11 protein-coding genes are annotated in these 13,169 nt (G+C 56.5%); 7 read left to right on the top strand and 4 right to left on the bottom strand.

Features of this window, described 5'->3' with window-relative positions; translation table 11 throughout:
- Positions 1 to 6: 6 nt before the first annotated feature.
- Both Q5Y71_RS05500 and Q5Y71_RS05495 read right to left on the bottom strand, forming a co-directional pair.
- Positions 7 to 816: a putative RNA methyltransferase gene (locus Q5Y71_RS05500; protein WP_306040728.1), complete on the bottom strand. Its 810-nt coding sequence runs from the start codon at positions 814 to 816 to the stop codon at positions 7 to 9.
- Positions 813 to 2,447, bottom strand: coding sequence for a GMC family oxidoreductase (locus tag Q5Y71_RS05495; protein WP_306040726.1), 1,635 nt, complete (start codon positions 2,445 to 2,447; stop codon positions 813 to 815). The genes Q5Y71_RS05500 and Q5Y71_RS05495 overlap by 4 nt, the downstream gene beginning before the upstream one ends.
- 158 nt (positions 2,448 to 2,605) lie before the next feature.
- Between Q5Y71_RS05495 and Q5Y71_RS17510 the strand changes: the two genes are divergently transcribed.
- The 3 genes from Q5Y71_RS17510 (at position 2,606) to Q5Y71_RS05485 (ending at position 4,672) form a co-directional block, all read left to right on the top strand.
- Positions 2,606 to 3,142, top strand: a complete 537-nt coding sequence (locus tag Q5Y71_RS17510) for a class I SAM-dependent methyltransferase (protein ID WP_371877000.1) — start codon at positions 2,606 to 2,608, stop codon at positions 3,140 to 3,142.
- 476 nt (positions 3,143 to 3,618) lie between these two features.
- Positions 3,619 to 4,107 carry a hypothetical protein gene (locus Q5Y71_RS05490; protein WP_306040725.1) on the top strand — a complete coding sequence of 163 codons (489 nt, stop codon included), beginning with the start codon at positions 3,619 to 3,621 and terminating at the stop codon, positions 4,105 to 4,107.
- A gap of 73 nt (positions 4,108 to 4,180) precedes the next feature.
- Positions 4,181 to 4,672 (top strand): RDD family protein, encoded by a 492-nt coding sequence (locus Q5Y71_RS05485; protein ID WP_306040723.1) that lies wholly within the window; start codon positions 4,181 to 4,183, stop codon positions 4,670 to 4,672.
- Positions 4,673 to 4,680: 8 nt separating this feature from the next.
- Here the strand turns inward: Q5Y71_RS05485 and lptG are convergent, their stop codons facing one another.
- Complete coding sequence (lptG, locus tag Q5Y71_RS05480) at positions 4,681 to 5,742, bottom strand: LPS export ABC transporter permease LptG (protein WP_306040721.1); 1,062 nt, start codon at positions 5,740 to 5,742, stop codon at positions 4,681 to 4,683.
- A complete protein-coding gene (gene lptF, locus Q5Y71_RS05475) occupies positions 5,735 to 6,907 on the bottom strand; it encodes an LPS export ABC transporter permease LptF (protein WP_306040720.1) in 1,173 nt (390 codons plus the stop codon). The genes lptG and lptF overlap by 8 nt, the downstream gene beginning before the upstream one ends.
- Positions 6,908 to 7,038: 131 nt before the next feature.
- Between lptF and Q5Y71_RS05470 the strand changes: the two genes are divergently transcribed.
- The 4 genes from Q5Y71_RS05470 (at position 7,039) to Q5Y71_RS05455 (ending at position 12,845) form a co-directional block, all read left to right on the top strand.
- Positions 7,039 to 8,505: a leucyl aminopeptidase gene (locus Q5Y71_RS05470; protein WP_306040719.1), complete on the top strand. Its 1,467-nt coding sequence runs from the start codon at positions 7,039 to 7,041 to the stop codon at positions 8,503 to 8,505.
- A 111-nt stretch (positions 8,506 to 8,616) separates the two neighbouring features.
- The gene (locus Q5Y71_RS05465) at positions 8,617 to 9,048 is read left to right on the top strand and encodes a DNA polymerase III subunit chi (RefSeq protein WP_301414600.1); all 432 of its coding nucleotides are present in this window, start codon (positions 8,617 to 8,619) and stop codon (positions 9,046 to 9,048) included.
- Positions 9,049 to 9,063: 15 nt separating this feature from the next.
- Positions 9,064 to 9,927: a hypothetical protein gene (locus Q5Y71_RS05460; protein WP_306040716.1), complete on the top strand. Its 864-nt coding sequence runs from the start codon at positions 9,064 to 9,066 to the stop codon at positions 9,925 to 9,927.
- 143 nt (positions 9,928 to 10,070) lie between these two features.
- The gene (locus Q5Y71_RS05455) at positions 10,071 to 12,845 is read left to right on the top strand and encodes a valine--tRNA ligase (protein WP_306040714.1); all 2,775 of its coding nucleotides are present in this window, start codon (positions 10,071 to 10,073) and stop codon (positions 12,843 to 12,845) included.
- The last annotated feature ends 324 nt before the right edge of the window (positions 12,846 to 13,169 follow it).

The following is a 13,169-nucleotide window of genomic DNA, read 5'->3' as shown; positions in this document are numbered from 1 at the left end:
AAAGTGCTATTTGGATGCCGGATTAATAAAACGGCGCACGACAAAGTCGGCTTCGAGTGTCAGGCGGTCCTGCAGCGCCAACGCAGCGCGAGCCTCCCGGTTTCCCTTCCAGGCGAGTGCTGTCATGGCGAGGAAGTCGGCAATTGCCGAACAGCCTCGCAGCTCAAGTGGGAAGCAGCAGCGCAGATCCACTTCGGGATAAAGCCCTTTCACAACCCTGGGCACAGGGTGTTTGTGCGGCTCTTTATACAGCCGGCCTTTCAGGGTCCACAGATGCTCAGGACCGGGGGACACATCCAAAAGGTATCCCCCAACTTTTAAGATCCGCAACATTTCGCTATCCGGCGCTGGTGCAAAAATACGCAACAGATAGTCCACAGTGTTCGGGGCAACCGGCAAATTGGCACTGCTCGCCACAACAAACTGGGCGCCACTGTCCGACTTGGCCGCCATGCGCACCCCAAACTTGGCAATATCCACACCGGCAAGGGCATGCCCGTGCCAACCGGCAGACTCCAATTGGCGCAGATAATAGCCCTCGCCACAACCGATATCCAACAGATTGCTCCCCGGTCTGTGGGGGAGCAGTGCTGTAATCGCCTCCACCAGCGGGCGGTAGTGCCCCGCCTTGAGAAAGCGCCGCCGCGCCAACAGCATTTGTGCCGAATCCCCGGGTTCTTTGCAGCGCTTGCGGTACACGGGCAGGAGGTTGACGTAACCCTCCCGGGCACGGTCGAAACTGTGCCGGTTACTGCAGTGCCAGCGCTTTTTACCCGGTATCAATGGCTTTGCACAGAGAGGGCATTGCCAGATCATTCAGTTTCCTGGAGTTGTATGTGTTGCATCAATGACGGCGACGTGCGCTGCAGGATAAGGTCCGCCGCCTTTTCTGCAATGGCAATCACAGGCGCATTGGTGTTACCGCTGATCAGGGTGGGCATTATGGAGGCGTCCACAACCCGCAGTCCATCCACCCCATGCACTTTTAACTCGGCATCAACCACGGCAAGTTCATCACTACCCATTTTGCAGGTTCCCGCCGGATGGTAGATGGTCTCAGCATTCTGGCGAATAAAGTGCTCTATAGCGGCTTTGTTCGTGAGCTTTTGCTCCGGCAGCCAGTAGCGTTTCTGATAACGCAGTAAATCCTCCTGGGAGAGAATATCCCCGGCCATCTCAAATGCCTCCAACATCACCTGCAGGTCCTCGGCTTCACTGAGATAACGGGGCTGAATACGCGGCAGCGCCCGCGGATCTTGCGTATCCAGGGTGATTTCTCCGCGGCTTTTGGGGCGCAGCGCACAGGCGTGCAGGGAATACCCATACCCGGGCTTCTTGATCAGGCCGTGCTGGAATAGCGGTGCCGCAGTGAGATGAAATTGAATATCCGGACAGCCATTGGCCAGGGTGGAACTGGCGAACCCTCCGGCTTCGGCGACGTTACTGGTGAGTGGCCCCCGATTCAGAAACCAAAACTCAGGCGCGCGCAAGGCGCTTTGCAGTTTGGGCCACAATGACTCAGAAAAGCTCACCGGCGCCGAAGTTTCTATGACCTGGGTAATATCCAGGTGATCCTGCAGATTCTTCCCGACACCGGGCAAAAGGTTCTGGGGCAGCAGATCGAATTTGCTCAGCTCTTCCTGCGGGCCAATACCGGAAAGCAGGAGAATCTGTGGCGACTGGATCGCCCCGGCACAGAGCAGAACCTCCTTATTCGCCAGAATCTGCTTGCCGCTGATCAACTCCACCCCCACCGCCCGGTCTCCCCTTAAAATCAAGCGGGCGACCGGGCTTCGGGTACAGATGCGCAAATTCGGCCGTCTCTTGACCGGGTGCAAATACGCTGCAGCCGAAGAACAGCGGCGCCCCCTGCGCTGGGTGACCTGGTAAAAGCCAACGCCCGACTGCTGACCGCCATTGAAATCATGGTTAAGCCTGTGTCCTGCAGACTGCGCAGCCCGAACAAATGCCTGCCCCGCCTCCGTCTTCCACTTCAAATCCGCAACAGACAGGGGCCCATAGCCGCTGTGGTACGCATCGCTCCCCCGCTCATTACCCTCCGCCAACAGGAAATACGGTAAAATGTCGCGCCACCCCCAACCGGGGTTGCCGGCAGCCTCCCATGCATCGTAGTCCTCGCCATTACCGCGGATATAAACCATGGCATTGATAGCGCTGCTGCCGCCCAGAGTGCGTCCCCGCGGCCAAAACAGGCGTCGATTCAGCAAATGCTCCTGGGGCTCAGTGTAGTGGTGAAGGTTGTAGCGCGTACCCGGCAACAGGTGGCCGATACCCAGAGGCATTGAAATCAGCGGACTGCTATCGGACGGTCCAGCCTCCAACAGGCAAACCCGGTATTGCTCATCGGCGCTCAGTCGGTTGGCCAGTACACAGCCGGCAGAACCGGCACCTACGATTACATAATCAAACACCATTTGAGCAGACATAAGAGCACAGCCCTTTTGCAACTGGATTTCCCACGACGGTACACTCAACCAGCAGCAAATGACAGCCAAGTGGGGCACCCTTTGTGAAGGATTGCGAATTCTGCGATAGGAAAATCCTGCAAAGTTGGCACAGAAATGCCAAGGAGTGGGTACGGGTAATGGAAGAAGCCGCAATCCCCAGCCGCAGGCTGGTAACCGACCGGGTAATTATCGACGCGATGCGGGCGTGCCAACCCAAGAGTGTATTGGATGTCGGTTGTGGGGAGGGTTGGCTAGCCCGGACCCTTGCAGCAAAGGGGATTGAGGTCTGCGGCATCGATGGCGTCCCCCACCTGATCGACGTGGCACAGCGCCGTGCGGGAAAACACCAAGTGTTTCGGCTGCTTCATTATAAAAATTTATGCGCCAAAACCCTACAGCGAACATGTGACCTGATGGTGTGCAACTTCTCGCTGTTAGGAGACAAGTCCGTTGGGGTTTTCTTCAGAGAGGCGAGAGACCTACTGCATCCAGAAGGCCATCTGCTTGTACAAACTTTACACCCCCTACTCTGTTGCGGCGAATCGTGCTATCAGGACAGCTGGAGGAAGGGCGCCTGGGAGGCCATTGAAGGGTGCTTTGAGATACACTTCCATGGTATTTTCGCACGCTGTCGAGTTGAATTAGACTTTTCACAGACAGTGGTTACGCATTGACCACACCACAGGAACCTCTCCATCCGGATACGGGCAAGCCGGCCTCCCTGATCCTGTGTGGACAGCTTGAACTGACACCAGCATTTCACACTGAAGGGCTTTACTGGCCCTTCAGTGTAGATACGATTCACGCCAGATGCCTTGCGAAAACAGCAGACCGAGTGGCCAGCAAGATCGACAGACCCGGCGCACAAGATCAATTTTTCATCAAATCTGGCGCCACAATATCAAAAAAATAATAAAAAAAGCTTGGCGCCACCCTGCTCCCAGATTCAACCCTTTGGACGAAAATGGAAAAACCCCCAATTCATGCGGTCTGTGGGGAGGGAACTGCCATTTCCCGACTGTCCAGTATGAAATGTTGCAAGAGCCGCCTAATTAATCCAGGGAAACACTTGCATATGAGTGCCCCATAATTAATTCAACCACCGCTTGCGGCCACCCAAGTGAACAATCATGCCTACGGGGGAGATAGAATGGTACTCTGCAGTTTCCGAGTCGGTTTGCACAACACCCTGCCAAAGACATTCGGTCTACTCTTGCTCTCCGCCTGCTGTCTCTGCTCCGCCGACGACCTGTTTATCCCCGATTCCCACCAGGCACTGAATATACAATCGGAAAGTGTATTTTTCTCCGACAGTGCTTTTGCCATGGATAATACGGCCTTATTCCAGGCCGCAGACTACCTCAGGAATAACACCATGAGTGGCGTGCAGCGGCGCCTGAACTACCAGTGGCTGCAAATGCATACCAATCCGAATGAATTCCGTCCCACTACCGGCGGCAAAGTGCTTTCCAAAATCCTGAAAATGGGCTGGGAAACCTACAAACAGCGCAACAAGCGGACTGTGCAGAACAGCCTGCTTCGCTATACCACCCATCAAGGTAAAATCGGCAGTGTCATCGATTACAACATCAGACTCTCCAACGACAAGTTTCACTTTTCCTTTGAGTATGAATTTTAACACTTGAAGGCCCCTCCTGATTGCCCTCAAGATTTGTTAGAATCTCCGCCAAAACCTGTTGGCGGAGACAACCTTGAATACCTCGACCCGTGCAGCCGCATTTTCGGATCTGCCGATCGCTGGTGTCGGCCGGCGCCTGGCGGCGCTGCTTTACGATCTCCTGATTTTGGCTGGTCTAATGATGGTCTACGGCTTTGTCGCCATACCCGTGGCATCGGTCTTCGGGAAACTGAATTGCCAGCCGGAAACCCTCGATTACAGCCCCTGCGTGGGTGGGCCCCTATTCCAACTGGGTGCAGTTGCAGTGATTGCCGGTTATTTTTTCTGGTCGTGGCGCGCGGCGGGACAAACAGTCGGCATGCGCGCCTGGCGATTGATGCTGGCCAACCCAGACGGCATCCGGTTGACCTGGGGACAATGTCTCCTGCGCGCTACAGCGGCCTCCCTCTCTATCGCCTGCCTGGGCCTCGGCTATTTTTCCGCTTGGGCCAGGGCGGATAAAGCCAGTTGGCAAGATCTGATTTCCAAGTCCCAGGTGCGCCTGCTGCCCAAGAATAAAAAATAGTCCCCCGCTCAGCGCGCGCGCTTGAGCAATAACCAGCCAGCGGCAAAGCACAGCACTATCGGCAGTAGTACCGCGAGAAATGGTGGGAAGCCAAATACCAGTGAGGAGGGGCCAAGCATATCCTGCACTGTTTGGAAAACGATACCCACAATAATGCCGGTAAAGACCCGCAGTCCAGTGGTCACTTCCCGGAGTGGTCCGAATATAAACGAAATAGCCACCATCACTAGACCGGCAATCGTGAATGGCTGCAGGAGTTTTTTCCAGAATTGCAGCCAATATCGACTGGCGTCTTCCCCTTTGCGATCGAGGAAAGAGGCATAGGACCACAGATTTCTAGGAGAGAGATCCGAGGGCAGTGGCACAATCAGCGCAAACAATTCCGGTGAGATTTCCGCTTTCCACACACTGGTTGGCAACTGGGCGTTGAAGGCATTTTCCGCCGAAAATAGGGTAATGCGGCTGTTCTCCAGCACCCATTGTTCTCCTGTAAACTGGCCGCGCTCGGAGAATTCCACTTTTTCCAGCTCCCGATTGTCGCCGAATTGGTAACGGGTCACCCCATAAAGCGCTCCATCCGGCAGGGCGGCATTGAAGTGCACGAATTCACCGCTGTCCCTCAGCCAAAGCCCCCGCTCCAGGCCGCTGGCCTCAAGCTCCCCAAGCGCCCTGGCCTTGTTGCCCTCCGCAATCAGGTTGGTCTTGGGAATTACAAACTCTGCCAGAGCGAGCCCCACCAAAATGAGCACGAGAATCGGTTTCATCACTGCCCAGGCAATACGGCTAATGGACACACCGGCAGCTCGCATGACGGTCAGTTCGCTGGTACCGGCCAGGGTCCCCAGCCCAACCATACAACCCACCAGAGCGGAAAATCCCAACTGTCCATAGATTCGAGCAGGCAGTGTCCAGGCCACATACTGCACCGCCTCGTTCAAGCCATATCCACCCTCGAACTCACCCAACTGATCGACAATAGCAAAAACAATATCGAGACCGAGAATAACAAGCAGCACGGCGCCAATTGCCAGGGTGATCGTGCGGCCAATATAGAGATCCAGCTTAAGCATCTGCCGGCTCCTTTGCCCCTTCCGGCAGGCGCCCGGGTCTGCGGCGCCATTCCCTGCCAGCCAGGAGCAATAGCCCAAGCAGCAGGAAAGGCAGATGCACCAGCCAGATCACACCCGGAGTAGCAATCTCGCCGTCCTCAATCGCACCGCGAAACCCCTGCAATGTCACCAGATAGGTGATATAGAGCAGCACAGCAGGGATCATCTTGGCAAACCGTCCCTGCCTCGGATTGGTGCGTGACAGCGGCACAGCCAGGACTGCAACAACCAGTACCAATAATGGCAGACTCAAGCGCCAATACAGAAACGCCTTTTCCTTGGGATCGTCACTATCCAGCAGTTGCAGAGTGGAGGCCGACTCCATCCGGTCGCGCCAGCGATTGCGCATTTGCGGCGCTTCCAACAGTACCGCGTAACTGGCAAACGCCATCTGCCGGTAATCCCGCTGGCCGGGAACACCTTCGTAACGGTAGCCGTCACGCAAAACCAGATAGCGCAACCCCGTCTCCGGATCTGTCTCCTGTACACCTTCACGAGCGCGAATGACGACTTGATAATCCGCTTCAATCCCGGCACCTGAGGTGCCCATCTCCGCAAGGAATACCCCATGCATGGTGGATTTGTCCTCACTGAGGAAATCGGCGTAATATACCGCGCGACCATCCCCGGTGGAGACAAATTTCCTCGGCACCAGATGGTCAAATTCATTGCGGGATTTTTCCGCATTCAACAAACTCGAAGAATACGCCACCCCAGCCGGTGAAAAGTATAAACTCATGGAAGCCACCAGCAGAGCCACCATCAGCGCCGGAACCAGGGTGTACATCAGCAGGCGCCACTCGCTAAAACCGCAAGCGTGCAGCACTGTCATTTCACTCTCTATATAGAGCCGTCCGTAGGCGAGGAGAATGCCAACAAACAAACCCAGCGGCAATACCAGCTCCAGAAACCCCGGCAGGCGGAACCCCATCAGGGAAAAAAGGATATCGGCCGAAACATCACCTGCAGCAGCCTCCGCCAGATATTTTACAAATCGGCCGCTCATCACCATTAACAACAAGACTGCGCTGACTGCCAGCGTGGCAAACAGCAGCTCGCGGCAGAGATAGCGAAAAATAATCACGGGGCGAAGGCATTCCTCAATGGCAATGGTGTGATACTGCACAAGTTTTTCACTGGGTACAGCAATCCCCAGACGGTCAGGTTAAACTAGTGCGACGCATTATCACTAAAAATGCCCCCTATGTCTCGGCTCAGGGCCATGCATCCACTGTCAGAGTTTAAGGAAAGCGAAACATGCAGTTCTCCGCCAAGGTCTCAGATATCACCAAACACCGCAGTGCCTGTTCCATTATTTCGGCAGATGCCAAAAACGGACTCAGCAGCAGTGGCAAAAGCCTCGACCAGCTCACCGGAGGGATGATCGGTAAAGTCCTTAAACGCGGCGACCTGGGCTCCAAGCTGGGCAGCACCCAGTTGATCAATCTTTTCGAGGGCCCCAGCGAACGCGTACTGATCGTACGCGCAGGAAAAGCCCCCCTGACCCAGGCAGAATTCCGCAAGTTGGCAATGGCCAGTGCCACTGGAGTAAAACACTGTAAAGATGCCACCAGCTATCTGTGTGAACTGGAGCTTGAGGGCGAAGACAAGACCTGGCAGGCCCAGCAGATCACGATGGCCGCGGGACTGGCAGGCTACCGCTTTATCCGATGCCGCAGCGATGCCAGACCCTACCCGCTGACAAAATTTACCCTGCACGCCCTGGAGCGCAAACAACTCAAAGCCGTACAGGCCGGTATGAAGCTGGGTGCCGCCCAGGCCCTTGGAAGCAACGTCGCCCGGGAATTGGGCGATCTGCCCGGCAATATCTGCACACCATCCTACCTGGCAGCAGAAGCCCGCAAGCTGGCCAAGAAACAGGCAAAGCTGACTGCGACTGTACTCGACGAGAAAAAGATGCAATCCCTGGGCATGGGCGCCCTGCTCAGTGTGGCTAAAGGCAGCGAGCAGCCACCGGCGCTGATCGCCATGCATTACAAGGGGAGCAAAGCCAGCGAAAAACCCGTTGTACTCGTGGGCAAGGGCATTACCTTTGACAGTGGCGGCATCAGTATCAAGCCAGGCCTGGCCATGGATGAAATGAAATACGATATGGGTGGCGCCGCCTGTGTATTCGGCGTAATGAACGCCCTGGTCGAACTGCAACCGTCCATCAATGTCGTGGGGCTGGTGGCCGCAGCCGAAAATATGCCCAGTGGGCGCGCCAGCAAGCCCGGCGATATTGTCACCGCCATGTCTGGCAAGACCATTGAGATCCTGAATACCGACGCCGAGGGTCGCCTGGTGCTCTGCGATACCCTCACCTATGCCGGCAAGTACAAACCCCGTGCCGTAATCGACATCGCCACCCTCACCGGGGCCTGTGTCATCGCCCTGGGCCACCATGCCAGCGGCCTCTATGCCAATAACCAAGCCCTTGCTCAGGCACTGCTCAAGGCTGGCGAAACCACCGGCGATCGCGCCTGGCAGATGCCACTGTGGGACGAGTACCAGTCCTCCCTGGATTCCAACTTTGCTGATATTCAGAATATCGGTGGTCGCGAAGCGGGCTCGGTAACCGCTGCCTGCTTCCTGTCGCGCTTTGCCAAGGACTACAACTGGGCACATCTGGATATCGCCGGCAGTGCCTGGAAATCCGGTGCCGCCAAGGGCGCTACCGGCCGCCCGGTTCCCCTATTGGTGGAATATCTGCTGGGAAAATAAATATCCCGGCGCAGAATAGTCTGCCCGCAGCGATCGGTTGCGGCTGGCGAGGCGGCCCGTACGGGACGCCTGTCACAGCAGCGACAACAAAGTAATGCAACGACAACAGTAATGACCCAAATCGATTTTTACATTCTTTCTTCCCAACAGCTCGAGCAGGCGGATATCTTCGCCTGTCGCCTGGCGGAGAAGGCCTACCGCACCGGATTGGGAGTGCTGCTGGCCGTGGATAATCCGGAGCGCGCTGAACAGTTAAACCGATTGCTGTGGACCTTTCGCGAGGATAGCTTTGTGCCCCACGCACTCCAGGGTACGACGCCCCATGGGGTGGTGGAAATCAACAGTGGTGGGGATCCGGGAGTGCATCACGGACTCATGATCAACCTGTGCAGTGCATTGCCCAACTGGTTTAGCCGTTTCGAACGGCTCGCCGAGATCGTCGTGCAGCAGCCGCAGGCCCTGCAGCGCTCACGCACGCGATTTGGCCTCTTCCGCGAGCGCGGATATCCGTTAAAATCCCACAAGATCAACCAGAACAACTGAATCACCACTACCGCCATGTCCGGCAGAAAGAACAAGCACAAGCACCGCGGACAGCAGCGCAGACAGCCCAGAGAATTACTCGACGAGCTAAGCGCTCTGCATGCCCTGCTCGACCGCGGCGACCCGGATGCCATCCCCCTGCTGAATCAAGTGGCCAACCCCAACAGCCAGGAGACCCCGGCGTTCGCTGCAAAAGCGGAGATTCCGATACTGTCGGCAAGCCCCCAGCCAGTCAGTCACTCGGCGCTTCCACAGGCAAATGCCCAAACCGATACATCCCGGGAGGCGCCTTCAGGTGAGGACGTCGACCTGCCCATTCTATTCTCTCCGCTCAAAGAGCAACTGCCCGAAGAGCACAGGATTCAGCTCACGGAATCCGATTTGGCCCTGTTGCGCCCCTTGCAACACTTGCCCAAAAGGGATAGGGAGACCACAACGGCTCTCGCCCTCTCGGCAGAAACACCCACCACTGATACGGTATCCGATCGGAGCGACGAATCTCCCTCCGAACAGGTCCCAGAGACACAACCCCAAGCGCCGGATAACCAAGAAGTACCGGAGAACCCCTTCCTGCCCGCCCATATTCGCGCGCGCCTTACCGGTGGCTGCCCTCCCGCAAACAACCAGGCAGCGCCGGATACCGCTTCCAGGCCCGAAACCACAAGTACAGCAAATTCCGGTACCCGTACCCAGGCTCTGGTAATGGCCCAGACCATGGTCGAACGGGAAGTCCCTGCAGGCAAGCTGGTGACTTCGGGAAAAAAACGCCAGCGCCAGGCGCTGGTTGAGCAGCTGGTCTCTCAGCAACTGCCGGAACTGGAGCGCCAGTTGCGCGCCCAGATCGAAAAGGTGGTCGATGAGCTTGGAATCTGGGACTGATTGCTGCTCAGGGCGAAAGCTGCCTTTTGCCCACCGCACCCCGGCGGTATAATTCCCGCCTTTTATGCGCAGCCACAGCAGCCGGGCAATCCTGGGCCAAAATGCTGTGTCCGCAGTCAGTTAACACAAGGCTTCCCACCCCCATGGACAAAACATACCAACCCAACACTATAGAAAAAAAGTGGTACCAGACCTGGGAGGAGAATGGCTACTCCGAACCGAGCGGCGATACAGAGGCCAAGCCCTTCTGCATTATGATCCCGCCACCGAATGTCACCGGCAGTCTGCACATGGGGCACGGCTTTCAGGAATCCATCATAGACGCCCTGATCCGCTATCACCGAATGCAAGGGGACAATACCCTCTGGCAGGTGGGCACCGACCACGCCGGTATCGCCACTCAGATGGTGGTGGAGCGGCAGCTGGCAGCGGAGGGCACCTCGCGTCAGGAACTGGGCCGCGACAAGTTCATCGAGAAAGTGTGGCAGTGGAAGGCGCAATCCGGTGGCACCATTACCCGCCAGTTGCGCCGCCTGGGTGCCAGCCCGGATTGGTCCCGCGAGCGTTTCACCATGGACGACGGCTTCTCCAAAGCGGTACAGGAAGTTTTTATCCAGCTTTATGAGGATGGCCTGATCTACCGCCGCAAGCGTCTGGTGAACTGGGACCCCAAATTCCACACAGCGATTTCCGATCTCGAAGTGCTGAATGAAGAAAAACAGGGCCATCTGTGGCACTTCCGCTACCCGCTCGCCGATGCTTCCGGCCACCTGGTGGTTGCCACTACCCGACCGGAAACCATGCTTGGCGATACCGCGGTAGCTGTACATCCGCAAGATGCGCGCTACCGGCACCTGATCGGCAAGGCCATCAAACTGCCTCTCACTGACCGCGAGATTCCCATTATCGCCGACGAGTATGTGGACCGGGCATTTGGTACCGGCTGTGTGAAAATCACTCCGGCCCACGACTTCAATGACTACGAAATGGGACAGCGTCACAACCTTCAGATTATCAATATCCTCGACGCAGATGCCAACCTCAATGATGCCGTGCCGGCGCGGTACCGCGGCATGGAACGTTTTGCCGCGCGTTCCCAGATCGTCGATGACCTGGACGATCTCGGCCTGCTGGAAAAGGTGGAGCCCCACACCCTCAAAGTGCCCCACGGCGATCGCTCCGGGGCCGTTATCGAACCCTGGCTCACCGACCAGTGGTATGTGAAAACCCAGCCCCTGGCAGAAGAGGCTATCGCCGCCGTAGAAGACGGCCGCGTAGCATTCGTACCGAAAAACTATGAGAACATGTACTTCTCTTGGATGCGCGATCTTCAGGACTGGTGCATTTCCCGCCAGCTGTGGTGGGGTCACCGCATTCCCGCCTGGTACGACAATGAGGGCCATGTATTTGTCGGCCGCTCCGAGGAGGAAGTGCGCGAAAAGTACGCCCTCGGTGCCGGTGTCTCCCTGCGCCAGGACGACGATGTACTGGATACCTGGTTCTCCGCTGGCCTGTGGACCTTCGGTACTCTGGGCTGGCCCGAAGAGACCAAAGCACTGCAGGCGTTCCATCCAAGCTCCGTACTGGTCACCGGCTTCGACATTATCTTCTTCTGGGTCGCGCGTATGATGATGCTGACCCTGTATTTCAAAAAGGAAGTCCCCTTTCACACTGTGTATGTGCACGGCCTGGTGCGCGACAGCCACGGCCAGAAAATGTCCAAATCCAAGGGCAATGTGATCGATCCCATCGACCTGATCGACGGTATTGACCTAGAGCGTTTGGTGCAAAAGCGCACCACCGGGCTGATGCGCCCCCAGGACGCACCCAAAATCGAAAAGCAGACCCGCAAGGATTTTCCACATGGATTTTCCGCCTTCGGCACCGATGCCCTGCGTTATACCTATTACTCGCTGGCCTCTACCGGCCGCAATATCCGGTTCGACGTGGGCCGTATCGAAGGCTTTCGCAATTTCTGCAATAAAATCTGGAACGCTTCCCGCTACGTACTACAGAACTGCGAGGGATACGACTGTGGGCAGGACAACAGCGACAATTTCGACCTGACCATCGCCGACCGCTGGATCATTTCCCAGTTGCAGCGCATTGAAACCACCGTGCGCCAGGCCCTGGACACCTACCGCTTTGATCTCGCCTCCCAGGCGCTCTACGACTTTATCTGGAGCGAGTATTGCAGCTGGTACCTGGAGCTCTCAAAGCCGGTTCTCAAAGACGAAAATGCCTCCACCACCGTCAAGAAAGGCACGCGCCGCACCCTGATTCGCGTATTGGAGACCCTGTTGCGTCTGGCGCACCCATTGATGCCGTTTATTACCGAGGAAATCTGGCAGCGGGTGAAAACCCTGGCCGGTGCTGCAGGCGACACCATCATGCTGCAGCCTTACCCGGAGGCCAATAGCCACAAGATCGACGAGGAGGCCGAAGCCGCCATCGCCTGGCTTAAACAGGTCGTTGAAGCGGTGCGCAATATCCGTGGAGAAATGAACATTTCCCCGGCCAGGAAAATTCCGCTGATTCTGCGCGGTGGTTCCGCCCTGGACAAGGCCCTGCTGGACCGGGCACACAGCCTGCTTATGCAGCTGGCCAGCCTGGAAGCCATTACCTGGCTCGGCGCCGGTGAACCCGTCCCCGCTTCGGCTACCGCACTGGCAGGAGAGATGGAACTGCTGGTGCCTATGGCTGGCCTGATTGATGTTGAAGCCGAGAGTGCGCGTTTGCAAAAAGAAATCGACAAACTGACAAAAGATTTCCAGCGGGTCCAGGGTAAACTCAATAATCCCAAGTTTGTAAACAAGGCGCCGGCAGAAGTTGTCGCCAAGGAAAAAGACAAACTGGCGGACATGAAAAGTGCCCTAGAGCGCTTGCAACAACGGCTGGATGATATCGACAGCCTTTGATGCCAAAGCGGAAGTTTCATCCCTTTTCCAGGCAGAACAACCCCAGATCAGTGGCGGGACAGGACTTTCGTCACCGGCTCTGTGGCCTCCATGAAATACAGGTAATTCCCTTTAGTACCAGTGTTAGGGCCGGTTCCACCCCGGCCTGTACACGCTCTTGGGTCGCAATCAAAGCCCGCCGCAGATAATAGACAGGAACGCCTCTCCCCCCTATTTTTTCCTTTCCGTGTATACCGTTCCCCTCTGAAAAATGCGTGTCGTAGAATATTACAGAATTATAGTAAATAAAAAACTATCTCATAAGAAACAAACGTTCTTTAGTGA

This window comes from Microbulbifer sp. 2205BS26-8, from assembly GCF_030731025.1.
Taxonomy (GTDB): Bacteria; Pseudomonadota; Gammaproteobacteria; order Pseudomonadales; family Cellvibrionaceae; genus Microbulbifer; species Microbulbifer spongiae.
Note: the sequence above shows the minus strand (reverse complement) of the source record. Positions and strands in the feature narration are given on the sequence as shown.